We start from the raw sequence: 16,859 nt of genomic DNA on the forward strand, positions 1-16,859 counted from the left end.
TAGTTTTAACAACTTGGAACACATGAAGGTGAATGTATTCTGGCATAGGCGAGACTTGCGATACCATGACAATGCTGGTTTGTATTATGCATTGAGTGAAGGAGAGTCCGTTCTTCCAATTTTCATTTTTGACACCCATATTCTTGACCATCTGGATGCTCCGGATGCCAGGGTACATTTCATCCATACACAAGTAATGGATCTGGACCGGGCGTATCGCAATAATGATTCGGGGTTGTGGGTATTCCATGGCACACCCCGACAGGTTTTTGAAAAGCTGATAGACACTTATGATCTCCAGGCTGTGTATACAAACAGAGATTATGAGCCGTATGCTAAAAAAAGGGATCGGGACATTGAAAGTTTATTGGCTCAACACGGGGTGTCTTTTTTCAACCTTAAGGATCAGGTGATTTTTGAGGAGGGAGAAATATTGACTGAGCGGGGAGAACCTTATAAGGTGTTTACTCCTTACAAAAATAAATGGCTGGAAAAATTCACGCCAAAGCACACGGAACCGTATCGTAGTGAGCAAAAACTGCAAGCTTTGGTTAAAACTGAAATTCCTGCAGTCCCCACATTAGAAGCTATTGGGTTTATAGCTTCTTCGATAGATTTTCCTTCTTCAGTAATTTCTGACAAGGTGCTGAAGCACTATGATGAGAAAAGAAACTATCTGGCGGAGGATGGAACTTCACGTTTGAGTGTTCATTTAAGGTTTGGTACGGTAAGCATCAGGGAGGCTGTCAGGAAAGGGGTAGACCAGTCTGAATCGTGGTTAAATGAGTTGATATGGAGAGAGTTTTACATGATGATTCTGGCTCATTATCCGCAGGTGGTTAAAGCGTCTTTTAAGCCTAAATATGATGCTATCCGCTGGCGGAATGATGAAGCGCTATTTGAAAAGTGGTGCGAAGGTAAGACAGGTTATCCCATCATAGATGCGGGTATGCGAGAATTGAATGCCACGGGTTATATGCACAACCGGGTACGAATGATTGTGGCTGGTTTTTTAACCAAGCATCTGCTTATTGACTGGAGGTGGGGCGAACGTTATTTTGCTGCCAGGCTGCTGGACTATGAGCTGTCCAGTAACAACGGAGGCTGGCAATGGGCAGCCGGGACAGGTACAGACGCGCAGCCTTATTTTAGAATTTTTAATCCATACAGCCAACAAGAAAAGTTTGACAAGGACATGAGGTACATAAAGAAATGGGTGCCGGAGTATGGGACTAAGGACTACCCGGACCCAATCGTTCCTCATAAAGAGGCCCGGGAGCGGGCAATAGAAACCTATAAAGAAGCACTCACCTAAAGCTTATTTTTTGTATATTAACCGAATTCAATTTTAGACCATGGATTTCAAAGCTTTTAGTAGAACATTTGCAGAAAAAATAGGCGGAGAGTATAACGAATACGACGATAATCATTCTATTTTTATCATTCCGCTTAAAGATGACCGTTTTCAGACAGTTATCGCTAAGATTATTCACCATGAAAAATATGGGCGAGACACCGTTCAGGTTACTTCCAAGGTTTGTCCGATAAGCGAGCCTATCAACTATCCGGAAGTGCTTGAAGCCAGTAAGGATTTTGTTCATACAAACTTCATTGTGGAGGATGGCTTCCTGAAAATTGATACGTCGATCTTTCTGGATAATATCACCGAAGACCTGATCGAAGAGATGATCAATGAGGTTGCTTTCACTGCTGATGAGTGGGAGCTCAAAATTACCGGGAAAGATATTTACTAATTACGTATTTTTGCATTGCAAGTCTGCTCATCGCTCAGACGGTAAACGTCTGGGAGGAAAGTCCGGGCAGCGTAGAGCGCCGCACTTCTTAACAGGAAGGCTCTGATCTCGATTGTTATCGGGGTCAGGGACAGCTAGTGCCACAGAAAACAGACTTCCTGTCGGAAAGAGGTGGTAATCCCACCTTCGCTCTGATAGCTATCGGAGCTACGGCGGGTAAAGGTGAAAAGGTGGGGTAAGAGCCCACCGCTCTGATAGTGATATCAGAGGCATGGTAAACCTTGCGGGCTGAAAGGCCAAATAGGCTCTGAATGGGGTTGCTCGCCCTTCCCGGTCCCGAAAGGTATCGGGGTCAGAGTGGGTAGGCTGATAGACCCAGGTGGCAACATCTGGGCCAGATAAATGATGAGCATACAGACGGTTACCGTCTGTATACAGAACCCGGCTTACAGACTTGCTTTATTATTTTTAAATCTTTAGATCTTACTGCCCATGCCACATGTGCTCATTGTAGACGATGAAAAAACCATAAGACAAGCGCTGAAAGAGATTCTGGAAGATGAATCTTATGAAGTAAGTGAAGCAGCCGATGGGGTGGAAGGACTTGAGGTTTTAAAAAACAATCAGATCGATGCGGTCCTCTGTGACATCAAAATGCCTAAAATGGACGGTATCGAGCTGTTAGATAAAGCAATAGAGGAAGGTATAGAAGCACCTTTTATTATGGTTTCTGCACACGGCACTATTGATACTGCCGTGGAAGCTACTAAAAAGGGAGCTTATGATTTTATCCAAAAGCCACCTGACCTTAACCGTTTGCTACTGACGGTCAGAAATGCTTTGGACAAGTCCAATCTGCAAACCGAGACAAAACGGCTCAAAAAGAAGATCAATTCCAAATTTGATATTGTAGGGGAGTCAAAGGCCATTGTAGATATAAAAGAAACCATTGAAAAAGTAGCTCCTACGGAAGCAAGGGTGTTGATTACCGGAGAGAACGGTACCGGGAAAGAGTTGGTGGCCAGATGGCTCCATGAGAAGAGCAGCAGGGCATCCGGACCCATGGTAGAAGTAAACTGTGCTGCAATTCCTTCAGAGCTCATTGAAAGTGAACTGTTTGGTCATGAAAAGGGGTCGTTCACTTCAGCCCACAAGCAGCGGACTGGTAAATTTGAGCAGGCCAATGGAGGAACTTTATTTCTTGACGAAATAGGGGATATGAGTCTTTCCGCCCAGGCAAAAGTTTTAAGGGCTCTCCAGCAAAACCAGATCAGCAGAGTAGGAGGTGACAAACTCATAAAGGTGGATGTGCGGGTGATAGCAGCCACTAATAAAAACCTTAAAAAGGAAATAGAAGAGGGTAGATTCAGAGAGGACCTCTACCATCGCCTGAGTGTTATGATCATACAGGTTCCTGCGTTACGGGACCGGGAAGATGACATCCCTTTGCTGGTGGATCATTTCATCACTGACATCTCTAATGAATATGGCGCAGCTCCGAAAAGTATAACTGAAGATGCTCTGGATCAGCTAAAGAGCTATAAATGGACAGGAAATATCCGCGAGCTAAGAAATATAGTGGAAAGACTCATTATCATGTCCAACCAAGAAATCACCCAGTCGGACGTGAAAAAATATGTGGAAATCTAGAAGGATTAAAACGTAAGCTTAAACGTCAATAGTTTTTTCAGCTTGAGGTTTCTCAGCATCTGATTTAGCGTACGTAGGACAGGTTTTCTGAGTGCAGGCAGAGAAACCAACAATTACTAGAGCGACTATGATAAGTTTAAGTTTCATGAGCGGCGTATTTATACTTAGGTTAAAGATACCTATTTATTACCTCTTTCAAAAATATGACTTCCGTCAGTTCTAACCAAGGATCGTGTCAGTTTTTGTCGTAAAAAAGTCAAATTAAAAGATTGCAACCTCTTATGTCAGAGTTGTCAAAACGGCCTATAACCTCAAAAAATCCATTTTTTTGACTCCTTCCCAGGTCTTTTGTTTCAACGAAAGCACAGGAATATATGTTGGCCAGATCGATAATATTAATACCTCCGGTTTTTCCGGGTTTCACCGACGATAATGGGTCGTTTATGTCCCTTAATATACATTTGGTCCAATAAGCGAATGAAAAAAGTCCATTCTGTCCGTAGGCCTGTGATAAAAGTTCAGTCATTCCGTATTCCGAATGGATTGCCGGGACTTTGAATGCATCTTTTAAAATTTTGTGCAATTCCAAACGGGTGATCTCTTTTCTCCGCCCTTTCATTCCTCCCGTTTCCATAATGATCGCACCTGATAAGTCTGGAAGATCCTTTGATTCAGCAAGATCCATGAGGGCGTAAGTCACTCCCAGGATCAGCACCTTGCCGGAAGCCTTTTCAAATGCCTCTTTTAGCTCTTCAGTTGTTTTTACGAACACACTTTCCGGCTGACTAATGCTTACAAAGTGATCTACCATGCTTATAAGAGAGGATTGTCCCTGCTCCAGATAGGAAGGAAGCAAAGCTATGATGGTATAATCCTCAAGACTACCATAGTGCATTTCAAATGCTTGCCTGGCAGCTTTATGGTAGAAGGTTACATCTTTTACTTCGTGACAACTTCTCTGTGAGCTTGTGGTTCCACTGCTGAGAAATTTTTTTCCGGTCTTCCAATTCCCCGTTTTTACCTGGTGAGTCTTGAAAAATTCGATGGGCAAAAAGGGTATTTCCTGAAGAGAGGATACATTATCGGGCGATTTACTGAGGTTTTGGCAAAACGATCTGTATATTTTGTTGCTTTCCCACTGGTAGGAGAACAGGTCGAGGGCTTTTTGCTCGAAATTTTCTTTCGTAGTAAAAAAGAGTTCTGATTTGAAATTTTCAGGGTTAAACATCAGTTATATAAAGAATAAAGGAAAGTTGTGATAGTTTTGTTTATATGAGCATGAGATTTCATTGGAGTCAAATATCCATCATTTTAATCATAGTGATCTTTGCGGGGTGTTTTGAACCGCCAGAGTTTTCGGAAGTTCCCCATATAAAATTCAATAGCCTCAAATATATCGAGTATCAAGATGCATCTGATTCCATGCTTCTTAAATTTGATTTTGAGGACGGGGATGGCGATATAGGTATCAATTCTCAATTCCTGGATTATCCCTTTCATAATACCAACATTATTATTGATTCGCGTGATTCTGTGGTGACTATCTCAAATGATATAGTGCCTCCGCTTTATGCAGCTCCTTACGTTCCCCCATATTACTATGTAGATCTGAAGGAGTCTTTTAGTGATACGGATAACCGGCCCGGGTACGACCGGTGTAACTATTTATATGATGAGGATGTATCCGCAGATACGATCTATATTCAGAAAAACGAATTCACTAATAACTTTCACATAGATTTTCTGGAACGGAAAAACGGCGTTTATTCAAAGGTGGTTTTTAGCTCGGGGAGCTGTGATCTTGTTGATTTTAATGGACGAATTCCAATTTTTGACCCTGAACATGATGGAAAATCTTTGTCTGGTACGATTTCCTACAGTCTCTATTCCAGAGGTTTCAAGACCATTCTCACACCTGATACTTTTAAGGTTCGGTTTTATTTATACGATCGAGCGTTGAATAAAAGCAATACCGTTGAATCTCCCGAGTTCCTGTTTCAGGATATCCTTGAAAGCCGGTAATTATCTAATATAACTTTTTAAATTTTTCAGGATCTATTTCGTGCATCAGACCATACGCGCTTTCGAAGATATCTTCAGCGTTAGGCTTGGAAAAATAGTCTCCATCTGTACCGTATGCAGGACGATGTTCTTTTCCTGTTACCGTGATTGGTTTTGAATCAAGGTGAAAATATCCGCCATCCCTTTCCAGTACATTTTGCATCATAAATGCTGATGCTCCACCCGGCACATCTTCATCGATAAATGCTGCCCGGTTGGTCTTTTTCAATGATTCTACAATGATTTTATGTCTGTCAAACGGAAGTAGTGTCTGTACATCTATCACCTCAGCAGATATGCCAAACTCCTGGAGCTGCTGGGCAGCGTCCATTACAATCCTGCAGGTGGAACCATAGGTGACCAGGGTAATATCTGTGCCTTCTTTCAGGATCTCAGGCACTCCGAGGGGCACCTTGATCTCTCCGATGTTAGATGGCATTTTTTCCTTCAGACGGTAACCGTTCAAAGACTCGATGATCAACGCAGGATCATCTGAATCCATCAATGTATTATAGAAGCCTGCTGCCTGCGTAAGGTTTCTTGGTACGAGCACATGTATGCCCCGAAGTGAATTGATGATCATGCCCATGGGAGAGCCGCTATGCCAGACGCCTTCCAGACGGTGCCCCCTGGTACGAATGATCAGCGGGGCTTTCTGACCGCCTTTCATGCGGTAGTGCAAAGAAGCTAAGTCATCGGAGAGGGTTTGGATGGCATAGATGAGGTAGTCCAGATACTGGATTTCAGCAATTGGCCGTAATCCTCTGAGGGCTAAGCCAATACCCTGTCCAATAATCGAAAGCTCCCGAATTCCCGTATCGGTGATTCGTAATTCGCCAAACTTCTCCTGCAAACCGGCAAATCCCTGATTTACATCCCCGATTTTCCCCACATCTTCCCCAAAAGCCACAACCCTTGGGTCGCGTTCGAAAAGCGCATTGAAACAAGCCTGAGCCACTTCCCTGCCATCTACAACATTAGAATCATCGTCATACACCGGCTTTACTTCTTCTACTTGTAGCGGGGAATCTTTTGATTCACTGACCAGGTGAGAGCTGTATTCATTGTAATATTTTTTCTGCTTTTCTTTTAGCCAATCAGTAAGGCGATCTTTTTCGGGTGACTCTTCTTCAGTCAGATATCTGAGACTCTTCCGGGCCGCTCGCATGATATCTGCTTTTAATGGGTTCAAGGCACTTTTCAGATCATCTTTTACTTGCTGGAGCACTTTGTTGTTTTTGGAAGAAAGCGCTGCTTTTCCTATGAGTTCGATAGCTTCGTTTAAATCTTCTCTGATATCCGCTGTAAACTCCTTCCAGGCCAGTTCGCGTGCTTTTTTAGCCTTGGCTTTAGCTTCTTTTTCCAGCTCCTCCAGTTCTTCTTCTGTTGTCAGGCCTTCTTCAAGGATCCACTGCTTCATTTTCAGGATGCAGTCGTGCTCTTTTTCCCATTCCAGTCTTTCCTTTGGCTTGTATCGTTCATGGGAGCCTGATGTGGAGTGTCCTTGTGGCTGTGTAAGCTCTTCTACATGCACCAGGCATGGTATATGTTCTTCTCTGGCGAGTTTTACTGCTTTTTGATAGGTATTGATAAGGGCCGGGTAATCCCATCCCTTTACTGTAAATATCTCTAGTCCCTGCTCTTCCTTAGTTCTTTGGAATCCGGCCAGAGCTTTTGAGATCGATTCTTTAGTGGTGTGATATTTCTGAGGAACGGAAATTCCGTATGCATCATCCCAAATTGACATGACCATTGGGATCTGTAGCACACCGGCAGCGTTCATTGCCTCAAAGAAGTGACCCTCTGATGTGGAAGCATTACCTATTGTACCGAAGGCTACTTCATTACCATTGATGGAAAAGTCTTTGAAATCTTTTAGAGCATCGTTTTCCCTGTAAAGCTTGGATGCATAACCAAGCCCTACCAGGCGGGGCATTTGAGCAGCAGTAGGTGAGATGTCTGAGCTGCTGTTTTTCATGTCCGTAAGTGTTTTCCACTCACCTTTACTATTGATGGAGCGTGTACCGAAGTGACCATTCATCATTCTCCCTGCTGATGCCGGCTCTGCATTGACGTCCGTATGGGCATAGAGTTGTGCAAAAAACTGCTGGGAAGTTAGCTGCCCGAGTGCCATCATAAATGTTTGATCCCTATAATACCCTGATCGCCAGTCTCCATTCTGAAAAAATTTTGCTTTAGCTATTTGAGCTATTTCTTTGCCATCACCAAAAATGCCGAATTTGGCTTTTCCCATAAAAACCTCTTTCCTTCCTATAAGACTATCTTCTCGACTTTCTACAGCAAGTGCATAGTCCTGAAGGATTTCAGTTTTATTCAAAACAGACTTTTTCTTGGTTTTAACAGAGCTCATAGTCTATTGTGGTTTGTTTTAAGTTCAAATGGGAATGATAACCCTTACAAATTTAATAATTTCGGGGAAAAAATGTTTGAAGGCCCTCGGTATATAATTCCATGTTTAAGGAGAAGAATCGTTCTAAATAAGTATATTATTCTAATTTTCACATAAAAACAGAATAATATTTCTTGTGGTGGGTGTTGAACCTCTGTCATGTATCGAATTTTTTAGTGGCCGATTTATTCTGATTTTGGCCAGCTATATTTGCATCCGTTTACATCCAAAAATGATTTTTTACCATGATTATTGGGGTTCCTAAAGAAATAAAAAACAACGAAAACAGGGTAGCGGTAACACCCGCAGGAGTTAGAGAGTTGGCCAAGCACGGTCACACCGTTTATGTTCAGGCTACTGCAGGAATGGGTAGCGGATTTTCTGACGATCAGTACAACGAAGCAGGAGCAGAGATACTTGCTACGATAGAGGAGGTGTATGATGTAGCCGAGATGATCGTTAAGGTAAAAGAGCCGATCGAGCCGGAGTACAAACTTATTAAAAAGGATCAGTTAGTTTTTACATATTTCCATTTTGCCTCTTATGAGCCCCTGACCAAGGCAATGATGGAGCAGGGTGCCGTGTGTCTTGCCTATGAAACGGTAGAAAAAGCGGACAGGTCTTTGCCATTGCTTGTTCCTATGTCAGAAGTGGCGGGTCGCATGGCCATTCAGGAAGGAGCCAAATACCTTGAGAAGCCCATGGGTGGAAGAGGGATCCTTTTGGGCGGTGTACCTGGTGTTCGACCGGCTAAAGTTCTGATCCTGGGAGGAGGAGTAGTTGGGACCAATGCTGCGAAGATGGCAGCCGGATTAGGTGCTGATGTAACCATTATGGATGTCAGTTTACCAAGGCTGCGGTATCTGGATGATGTGATGCCGGCAAATGTGAATACTTTCATGTCCAATGAATACAATATTCGAGAGCTAATAGCTAACCACGACCTGATTGTAGGTGCAGTTCTTATTCATGGAGCAAAAGCGCCCCATTTGGTAACAAAGGAAATGCTCAAAGACATGCATCCTGGTACGGTGCTCGTCGATGTAGCTGTGGATCAGGGCGGCTGTATCGAAACCTGTAAGCCAACAACTCATCAGGATCCTACATACTTGGTAGATAACATATTGCACTACTGTGTGGCTAATATGCCCGGAGCTGTACCTTATACCTCTACTTTGGCATTGACTAATGCTACACTCCCGTATGCGATTCAGCTTGCCAATAAGGGATGGAAAAAGGCGTGCCAGGAGAACGAAGAGCTTAAACTAGGCCTGAATGTAATTAATGGGGAGGTTGTGTATAAAGGTGTTGCGGAAGCCTTTGATCTGTCTCATACCAATGTAGAGCGGTTTCTATAATCCGGTTTATTCAGGGTATTCAGGAAATTGATCCAGCTGAAGGTATTCTGCTGAATTACGTTTCCATACAAAATTTCTTATTCCATTGGTGATCGCGAGGTACTGAGCGTTTACTACTTTATTGTAAACAGCTGCCTGATTGACAACTCCTTTTTTCAGTTCCACACCAGGAGCTTTACACTCTACCAGTAAAAAAGGCTTATTATCTCTGTTCATCAAAATGATATCGCTTCTTTTCCCGGATTTGAAATAGTTAAAAACTGATTCGAGTTTGATCAGGCTCCTGGGATATTTCAAGTGGTTGATCATAAGGTGTATAAAGTGCTGACGAACCCACTCTTCTGGTGTTAAAACCACATATTTTTTTCGTACAATATCGAAAACAAACTGATTCCCTTCTTCACTTTTAATTTTCAGATTACACTCCGGCAGCTTCAACTTCTCCATGATGAACAAAGATCAGTAATAGACACTGGATTTGGAAGGGACAGACCTGCTTTTAATGAATCAAGATTGAATTGATACTCATCAACATTGAGGTTAAAAGCTCTTACATTAAATTGCGATATTTGAATTACTCATGAAACAGAAGTTGTATAACCATTTTTCCAAATGAAAAAATTCATTCTCTCCCTTTTAGTGTTAAGTCTTAGTTATTTGGCGATTAGCCAGAATACAGTGAACCAGGAAAGCCCGAATGGCTTACTGGAAGTGGATGTGAAAAATAACGATGGAAAAGTTTTTTATTCGGTCCGGCTGGATGGAAAACAATTCATAGAAGATTCGCCGCTTGGTCTAAAATCATCAATCGGGGATTTTGCGCAGGATCTCAGCTATGTTTCTCATACCACTAAAGCAATAGATGAGACCTACACACTTAAAAAAGGTAAGGTTAGTGAGGTGAATTATCATGCTAACGAGTTGATATCTAAGTATACTAACCCTTCAGAGGACACACTTCATGTGATCTTCCGACTGAGCAACAATGATATTGCCTTTTCTTACCGGCTTACCACTAAAGAAAGGAAAACGAATGCGCTGATCAATGAGGAGGTAACCGGATTTAATTTGCCAGATGATGCAACCACTTTTATTACTCCACAGGCCTTACCCATGAGCGGTTGGGAGAAAACGAAACCCAGTTACGAAGAAGAATATACTTATGATGAGCCGATGAGTACTCCATCATTAAATGGTGTAGGGTATACGTTTCCCGCTTTGTTTAAGCTTGGTGACAAAGGATGGGTACTGATATCAGAGACAGGAGTAGATAGCAGATATGTGGGAGCAAGGCTTAGCGAAGGCAATGCTAATGGGATGTACTCTATAGCTTTTCCACAACCGGGGGAAAACAATGGGATAGGAGGTACTTATGCAGCTATGGCCCTACCTGCTCAGACCCCCTGGCGGACCATTACTGTTGGTGAAAGTCTGAAGCCGATAGTGGAATCAACTATTGCTTTTGATGTGGTAAAACCACTTTATGAGCCATCGGTGGATTACCAAATGGGTCGGGCTACCTGGAGCTGGATCGTTTGGCAGGATGGTAGCATTAACTACGAGGATCAGGTAAAATTTATTGATCTTGCCGCAGCGCTGGATTTCGAATATGTACTTGTCGATAACTGGTGGGACAGAAATATCGGGCGTGATCGTATTGAGGATTTGATACAGTATGCTGAGACCAAAAATGTAGGCGTACTGCTTTGGTATAATTCCAATGGGCATTGGAATGATGCGCCTCAAACCCCGCAAGACCGAATGAATACAGCGCCTGCACGTAAAAAGGAAATGGCCTGGTTGCAACAGATCGGGGTGAAGGGTTTAAAAGTGGATTTTTTCGGAGGGGATAAGCAGGAAACCATAAAACTCTATGAAGATATACTTGCAGATGCTAATGAATACGGACTGGCCATTACCTTCCATGGCTGCACATTACCAAGAGGCTGGGAGCGTATGTATCCAAACTTCGTTACTTCTGAGGCGGTCCTTGCTTCTGAAAATCTGATTTTCCGACAAAGCGCTTCAGATAAGCATGCTTTCAATGCCACTGTCCTTCCTTTTACCAGAAATGCGGTAGGGGCTATGGACTTTGCTCCTGTTTTTTTCAATGCCGTCCTTTCCAGAAGCCAGGAGAGAGGGTCTGTTAGAAGAACTACCGACGCCTTTGAGGTCGCGACTTCAGTACTTTATTTGTCCCCGGTTCAGCATTTTGGAATTACCCCTAACAACCTGGATGAACAGCCGGAACATGTGCTGAACTTTATCCGTGAGGTGCCAACCGTCTGGGATGAGACTGTCTTCGTGGAGGGGTATCCGGGGAAGCATGTGGTGATAGCTCGCAGAAAGGGTGAAAAGTGGTATGTAGCAGCGGTGAATGGCGAAAAGGAAACCAAAGAACTCATCCTGGACCTTCCGATGCTTAGTGGAAAGGAGGTTAACCTGATTTATGATCTGCAGGATCGTACAGCAGGTCATAGCCTTGATAAAGTAAAAAAGAACGGCAAGTTGAAACTCACCTTGTTGCCGGAAGGTGGAGCAGTGGTTTTTACGAAATAGCTCACCTCCCGGGTTTCATTCTTTTTTCTCAGGCATCCTTACAAATGAAAGGAAGAGAAACCCTATGACAAAATAGCTGGCCAATGCAAGGGTGCTGTTTCGCATGCTTCCGGTGAGGTGTTCGATAAAACCATAACTGAAGGTGCCCAATACAACACTTACATGATAGGTTACATCATAAAATGAAAAATAAGAGGTGTGATCGATGGTGTTTTTCGGGATGAGCTTGGAGAAAGTAGCTCTGGAAAGCGCCTGAATACCTCCCATGACCAGACCTACGAGTACAGCAATGATGTAAAATTCGGTCACAGTGGTGATCGTATAGGCAAAAACACAGATCCCGATCCATATAAAGATCATCGTGCTCAACGAAAAGATATTTCCCCGTCTGTCTGAGAGTCTGGCAAAAAGAATAGCGCCTCCAATGGCCACAAACTGAATAATGAGGATGACAGGAATAAGCTGCCCGGATCCGAGATTCAACTCTTTCGTTCCAAACAAAGTGGCTAACAGCATTATCGTTTGTACTCCCATGTTGAAAAACAGGAACGCAACCAGGTACCTTTTAATGTTTGGTTCATCCTTAAGCGAAAGGAATACTTTTCTCAACTCACGATATCCATTTAGGATGATCCTGCCCGTGGGTTTTCGATTGTAGATGTTACTTGGTAGTCTATTGAAGGGGATTTGAGCAAAGCCTATCCACCAGACTCCTACTAAAAGGAAGACTGTTCTGGTAGCATCTCCTTGTGTTGGGAACCCGAAAAATTCAAAACCCTCGATCAACGCTATGGACACAATCAGCAGCAGTGCGCTGCCAGCATAACCAAAAGAATAGCCTCTGGCGCTGATCCTGTCCGTCATAGAAGCAGGAGCAATCTCAGGTAGATAGGCATCGTAGAAGACCAGGCTGGAGCTGTAACCAATACTGGCCAAAACGACACAGATAATTCCCCATTCCAGAGTATCAGAGGTAAAGAAGAACATCCCGATACATGCCAGAGAACCTAGTGTGGTAAAGATCTTCAGGTATTTTTTCTTTTCACCAGTATAGTCTGCTATCCCCGAAAGGAGCGGAAGCATGAATGCGGAAAGCAGGTATGAAAAGGAAAGAGCATAGCTGTATAAAACGGAGTTTATAAGCTCAAAACCAAAAAAATTAACCCTGTCATTGCCAAGCTCGTTAGCGGTAACTGCAGTGTAATAAATCGGGAAAATAGAAGTATTGATGACGAGGTTATATACAGAATTGGCCCAGTCATACATACACCAGGAAGTGATTACTTTCTTGTTAGGTTCCATGAATCAAAGGTTAGCTTTCACGAAAATAGTAAAATTTGGGTTTGCGGCTCGTGCAGGCAACTCGCAACCTGCTCAACCGGCAACAGTTCAAACCCGCAACTTCGCAACCTCTCAACCTGCTCAAACTCGCAACCTCGAAGGTCCCCCACAATCCGCAAAAAAATTCGGACTTAAGTGATCTTTTATGGATAAATATCGTTTTAAACACAAGTATTTAAAGGACTGGAATAACAAGAATTAATCTGGGCTGTTGACTAAATAAAAAGCACTTTGGAAACTCTCGCAAAAGCATTCCCCAAGGCAGACCGAATCAATGAGCGAATCCCGAAAACAGATCTCACGAGGGTGGTGATCATAGGAGGAGGATTTGCTGGTATCGAACTGGTACAAAAGCTGAGCAAGTGTAATGTTCAGATTGTACTGATCGACAAGCATAACTACCATTCGTTTATTCCACTATTGTACCAGGTAGCTACGGCGGGGCTGAGCCCGGGAGATATTTCAAGTCCTTTGAGGGGGTTTTTACAGGAAAGTAAAAATTTTCACTTTCGGATGGCTAAAGTGCAAAAGATCAATGCCTCGGCCAAAGAGGTGGTCACAGATCTTGGCTCTTTGAAATATGACCTCCTGGTGATAGCTTCAGGCTCCGGAACCAATTTTTTTGGAAATAAACAGATACAGAAGAATTCTTTCAAACTCAGGGAGATCAGTGATGCCATTGAACTGCGGACCAAGCTTATTGCCAACTTTGAAGAGGCTTTGCAGATCGAGGATGATGAGGAGCTGGAGAAGCACATGAATATGGTGATCGTAGGTGCGGGTCCCACTGGGGTGGAGCTTGCCGGGGCTATCGGCGAGCTTAGAAATACCGTATTGCCAAAAGATTACCCCGAATTGGATTTTACAAAAATGAAAATTTATCTGGTGGAGGGTCTGGATCGGGTGTTGGCAGGTATGTCAGAGAAGTCAGGTAAGCGAGCTAAAAAGTATCTGGAAAAATTCGGAGTGGATGTGCAGCTCGGCAAGTTTGTGGAAAGCTATGAAGATGAGATTGCTACATTGAGTGATAAATCGCAGATTAAGACTACCTGCCTCATCTGGGCGGCAGGAGTAAAAGGAAATGTGATCCCTGGCTTAAATGAAGGGGCTGTGGAGAAAGGGCGCATCAGGGTAAATCAATATAACCTTGTAAAGGGCCATGAGTATATCTATGCAGTAGGTGATGTAGCGTTGCTTACTGATGAAAATTACCCAAAAGGGCTTCCTCAGCTTGCTCCGGTAGCGATGCAGCAGGCTCGGAATCTGGGTGATAATCTCCGAAGGCTGCTTGAAGGAAAGGATATGAAGCCCTTCAGGTATGTAAACAAGGGGACGATGGCCACAATAGGAAGAAATAAGGCAGTAGTAGACTTGCCGTTTAATATCCGTATTGGTGGCTTTTTAGGGTGGTTTATCTGGATGTTTGTTCACCTTTTTTCCATTATAGGGTTTAGAAGAAAACTTTTGGTATTTTCGAACTGGGTTTGGAACTATTTCACCTACAAGCAGGGTAATCGATTGATTATCAATAAAGATCTAGATGATGACTAAGCGTTGCTAAAGAGTATTTCTATGGGTAGCAAGACACTTGATCTTGATATCCACGCACAGCCCAACGACGAAACATGTGGGCCTACCTCTTTGCAGGCTGTGTATCGGTATTTTGATGATGATATCACACTTGCAGAGGTTATCAGCCAGGTAAAAACCCTTAAAACCGGAGGAACCCTGGCCGTCCTTCTTGGAAATCATGCCCTTGGCAGAGGTTACAAAGCAACATTGTATACCTATAACCTCATGATGTTTGACCCGACATGGTTTAGAGAGCGCGGATCCATTGTTGACCGGCTAAAGGAGCAGCGGACCTATAAAACCTCTAAAAAATTTCAATTTGCTTCTGATGCGTACATCCGTTTTTTAGAGCAGGGCGGCAAAATCAGATTTGAGGAGCTGACAGCCAAAATGATTAAAAAAATACTGAACCATGGCACCCCGATTCTTACCGGGCTGAGCGCTACCTATCTGTATGACTGTGCCCGGGAAATTGGCGAAACAAACACCTATGATAGCATTAAAGGCGAACCAGTCGGACATTTTGTAGTGATTCAGGGGTATGACCCTATTCTCAGGATGGCGCATATAGCAGATCCTTTGGAGAAGAACCCAATCAGCGATGAGCAACATTATAAGGTCAAATTACAGCGACTAATAAATTCAATTTTACTGGGTATTGTAACTTACGATGCTAACCTGTTAGTTATCAAGCCGAAGAAATGGCACAAAAATTAATCATCACCGAAACTCCCGAAGAGTGGATAAGCTCTATTCCGGAGGTGGAAGTTGTAACCCCGGGAGATTACTTTTCCGGAGCAATTTATCAGAAGTCCAGAAAGTACCGGGTAGTCAACCTCTGCAGGTCGATCCAGTACCAAAGTATTGGCTACTATGTTTCCCTGCTGGCAGAAGCCAGGGGACATAAAGTGATGCCTGAGGTAGCCACCCTCCAGGACTTTCGGTTTCCTTCTTTGGTAAAGGAGGATGCTGAGGATTTTGACAGCCTCATTCAGGAAGCTTTTAAAAAACATGTGGAGGACAGGATTGATCTTTTTATCTGTTTTGGTAAACCTCACATATCCAGCCTCAGCAGGGTGGGAACGCTGATTTTTAACCTCTTTCAGGTCCCGATATTGAAAGCTGTGTTTTTGAAAAAGGATAAGTGGACCTTAAACCAGTTGAAGCCGCTAAACCTGAATGAGCTTCCTGCTGATCATCATGCGCATTTGAAGCAGGCTTTGGATGAATACCTGCAGGGCAAAAACCGACTCAGCAAGCAGTATAGTAGAAAGAAATATGACCTGGCCATTTTGGTGAACCCGGACGAACAGACGCCACCTTCAGATAAAAAAGCTATTCAGAATTTTGTAAAAGCGGGAGAAAAGATAGGGTTTAACGTGGATCTGATCACTAAAAATGATTTCGCGAAGCTGATTCAGTATGACGCTTTGTTTATTCGGGAGACGACCAATGTGAACCACCATACGTTTAAGTTTGCTAAGAAGGCGGCTTCCGAGGGGATCATTGTGATGGATGATCCTGATTCTATTCTCAGGTGCACCAATAAGGTTTACCTGAGTGAACTGCTTAGCGCTAATCAGATCCCTACACCTAAGTACTGGATTATCAAAAAAGATAAGCTCAGTCAGCTGAAAAGGGAACGGCTGGAATTTCCGATCATCCTCAAGCAGCCGGATGGCTCCTTTTCCAAAGGAGTAAAAAAGGCGAAGGATGAAAAGGAGTTTCTGGAGGTTTTAAAAGTCTTTTTCCAAACCTCGGAATTGGTAATAGCCCAGGAGTTTATACCTACTGATTTTGACTGGCGTGTAGGAGTACTGAATAAAAAGCCTTTGTATGTCTGTAAATACTATATGGCGGCCAATCACTGGCAGATTGTCAACTGGCAGGGAGCCGGCAGTAAACCCGAAGAGGGCGATTCGGAAACGCTGCCTGTAGACCAGGCCCCTAAAGCACTGCTGGACCTGGCCGTCAAAGCAACCTCACTGATCGGTAATGGACTTTATGGAGTGGACATTAAGCAGCGAGGCAATAAATTTTACGTCATTGAGATCAATGACAACCCCAACCTGGATGAGGGGGTGGAGGATCAGGTGCTGAAAAGCCAGCTGTACCTCACGATCATGCAGGAATTTATGAATCGATTGATTTAAG

The 16,859-nt window shown here is 43.4% G+C and carries 13 protein-coding genes and 1 other RNA gene; 10 read left to right on the top strand and 4 right to left on the bottom strand.

Features of this window, described 5'->3' with window-relative positions:
- Positions 1-22 precede the first annotated feature (22 nt).
- The 4 genes from AC3E9V_RS06590 to AC3E9V_RS06605 all read left to right on the top strand — a co-directional run bounded on the left by AC3E9V_RS06590 (position 23) and on the right by AC3E9V_RS06605 (position 3,404).
- On the top strand, positions 23-1,315 hold the full coding sequence (locus AC3E9V_RS06590) for a cryptochrome/photolyase family protein (protein WP_488752401.1): 1,293 nt from the start codon (positions 23-25) through the stop codon (positions 1,313-1,315).
- Between the two features lie 40 nt (positions 1,316-1,355).
- The gene (locus tag AC3E9V_RS06595; protein ID WP_488752402.1) at positions 1,356-1,754 is read left to right on the top strand and encodes a type III secretion system chaperone family protein; all 399 of its coding nucleotides are present in this window, start codon (positions 1,356-1,358) and stop codon (positions 1,752-1,754) included.
- 14 nt (positions 1,755-1,768) lie between these two features.
- An RNA gene (gene rnpB, locus AC3E9V_RS06600) (RNase P RNA component class A) lies at positions 1,769-2,219 on the top strand.
- Positions 2,220-2,246: 27 nt separating this feature from the next.
- On the top strand, positions 2,247-3,404 hold the full coding sequence (locus AC3E9V_RS06605; RefSeq protein WP_488752403.1) for a sigma-54-dependent transcriptional regulator: 1,158 nt from the start codon (positions 2,247-2,249) through the stop codon (positions 3,402-3,404).
- Between the two features lie 256 nt (positions 3,405-3,660).
- On the opposite strand, the gene AC3E9V_RS06610 is transcribed toward AC3E9V_RS06605, so the two are convergent.
- Complete coding sequence (locus tag AC3E9V_RS06610) at positions 3,661-4,632, bottom strand: LuxE/PaaK family acyltransferase (RefSeq protein ID WP_488752404.1); 972 nt, start codon at positions 4,630-4,632, stop codon at positions 3,661-3,663.
- Between the two features lie 50 nt (positions 4,633-4,682).
- On the opposite strand from AC3E9V_RS06610, the gene AC3E9V_RS06615 reads away from it, so the two are divergent.
- Positions 4,683-5,426, top strand: a complete 744-nt coding sequence (locus AC3E9V_RS06615; protein ID WP_488752405.1) for a hypothetical protein — start codon at positions 4,683-4,685, stop codon at positions 5,424-5,426.
- 4 nt (positions 5,427-5,430) lie between these two features.
- Here AC3E9V_RS06615 and AC3E9V_RS06620 read toward each other — a convergent pair whose 3' ends face one another.
- On the bottom strand, positions 5,431-7,836 hold the full coding sequence (locus AC3E9V_RS06620; RefSeq protein ID WP_488752406.1) for an alpha-ketoacid dehydrogenase subunit alpha/beta: 2,406 nt from the start codon (positions 7,834-7,836) through the stop codon (positions 5,431-5,433).
- A 284-nt stretch (positions 7,837-8,120) separates the two neighbouring features.
- Here AC3E9V_RS06620 and ald point away from each other — a divergent pair, with 284 nt between their 5' ends.
- The gene (gene ald / locus AC3E9V_RS06625) at positions 8,121-9,233 is read left to right on the top strand and encodes an alanine dehydrogenase (protein WP_488752407.1); all 1,113 of its coding nucleotides are present in this window, start codon (positions 8,121-8,123) and stop codon (positions 9,231-9,233) included.
- A 6-nt stretch (positions 9,234-9,239) separates the two neighbouring features.
- On the opposite strand, the gene AC3E9V_RS06630 is transcribed toward ald, so the two are convergent.
- Positions 9,240-9,680, bottom strand: coding sequence for a type I restriction enzyme HsdR N-terminal domain-containing protein (locus tag AC3E9V_RS06630; protein WP_488752408.1), 441 nt, complete (start codon positions 9,678-9,680; stop codon positions 9,240-9,242).
- Between the two features lie 165 nt (positions 9,681-9,845).
- Between AC3E9V_RS06630 and AC3E9V_RS06635 the strand changes: the two genes are divergently transcribed.
- Positions 9,846-11,792 carry a glycoside hydrolase family 97 protein gene (locus tag AC3E9V_RS06635; protein ID WP_488752409.1) on the top strand — a complete coding sequence of 649 codons (1,947 nt, stop codon included), beginning with the start codon at positions 9,846-9,848 and terminating at the stop codon, positions 11,790-11,792.
- A gap of 15 nt (positions 11,793-11,807) precedes the next feature.
- Here the strand turns inward: AC3E9V_RS06635 and AC3E9V_RS06640 are convergent, their stop codons facing one another.
- Complete coding sequence (locus tag AC3E9V_RS06640; RefSeq protein ID WP_488752410.1) at positions 11,808-13,094, bottom strand: MFS transporter; 1,287 nt, start codon at positions 13,092-13,094, stop codon at positions 11,808-11,810.
- A 270-nt stretch (positions 13,095-13,364) separates the two neighbouring features.
- Between AC3E9V_RS06640 and AC3E9V_RS06645 the strand changes: the two genes are divergently transcribed.
- Genes AC3E9V_RS06645 through AC3E9V_RS06655 form a run of 3 tightly spaced genes read left to right on the top strand, consistent with a single transcriptional unit; the run spans position 13,365 to position 16,858 of the window.
- Complete coding sequence (locus tag AC3E9V_RS06645) at positions 13,365-14,684, top strand: NAD(P)/FAD-dependent oxidoreductase (RefSeq protein ID WP_488752411.1); 1,320 nt, start codon at positions 13,365-13,367, stop codon at positions 14,682-14,684.
- A 21-nt stretch (positions 14,685-14,705) separates the two neighbouring features.
- A complete protein-coding gene (locus AC3E9V_RS06650) occupies positions 14,706-15,422 on the top strand; it encodes a C39 family peptidase (RefSeq protein ID WP_488752412.1) in 717 nt (238 codons plus the stop codon).
- Positions 15,407-16,858, top strand: coding sequence for a RimK family ATP-grasp domain-containing protein (locus AC3E9V_RS06655; RefSeq protein WP_488752413.1), 1,452 nt, complete (start codon positions 15,407-15,409; stop codon positions 16,856-16,858). The genes AC3E9V_RS06650 and AC3E9V_RS06655 overlap by 16 nt, the downstream gene beginning before the upstream one ends.
- The last annotated feature ends 1 nt before the right edge of the window (position 16,859 follow it).

Source organism: Marinoscillum sp. HNIBRBA16962 (genome assembly GCF_057801515.1).

Excerpts from the sequence above, each read along its gene's own strand:
- AC3E9V_RS06590 (WP_488752401.1), top strand. The coding sequence starts at position 23 with ATGAAGGTGAATGTATTCTGGCATAGGCGAGACTTGCGATACCATGAC.
- AC3E9V_RS06595 (WP_488752402.1), top strand. The coding sequence starts at position 1,356 with ATGGATTTCAAAGCTTTTAGTAGAACATTTGCAGAAAAAATAGGCGGA.
- AC3E9V_RS06605 (WP_488752403.1), top strand. The coding sequence starts at position 2,247 with ATGCCACATGTGCTCATTGTAGACGATGAAAAAACCATAAGACAAGCG.
- AC3E9V_RS06610 (WP_488752404.1), bottom strand. The coding sequence starts at position 4,632 with ATGTTTAACCCTGAAAATTTCAAATCAGAACTCTTTTTTACTACGAAA.
- AC3E9V_RS06615 (WP_488752405.1), top strand. The coding sequence starts at position 4,683 with ATGAGATTTCATTGGAGTCAAATATCCATCATTTTAATCATAGTGATC.
- AC3E9V_RS06620 (WP_488752406.1), bottom strand. The coding sequence starts at position 7,836 with ATGAGCTCTGTTAAAACCAAGAAAAAGTCTGTTTTGAATAAAACTGAA.
- ald (WP_488752407.1), top strand. The coding sequence starts at position 8,121 with ATGATTATTGGGGTTCCTAAAGAAATAAAAAACAACGAAAACAGGGTA.
- AC3E9V_RS06630 (WP_488752408.1), bottom strand. The coding sequence starts at position 9,680 with ATGGAGAAGTTGAAGCTGCCGGAGTGTAATCTGAAAATTAAAAGTGAA.
- AC3E9V_RS06635 (WP_488752409.1), top strand. The coding sequence starts at position 9,846 with ATGAAAAAATTCATTCTCTCCCTTTTAGTGTTAAGTCTTAGTTATTTG.
- AC3E9V_RS06640 (WP_488752410.1), bottom strand. The coding sequence starts at position 13,094 with ATGGAACCTAACAAGAAAGTAATCACTTCCTGGTGTATGTATGACTGG.
- AC3E9V_RS06650 (WP_488752412.1), top strand. The coding sequence starts at position 14,706 with ATGGGTAGCAAGACACTTGATCTTGATATCCACGCACAGCCCAACGAC.
- AC3E9V_RS06655 (WP_488752413.1), top strand. The coding sequence starts at position 15,407 with ATGGCACAAAAATTAATCATCACCGAAACTCCCGAAGAGTGGATAAGC.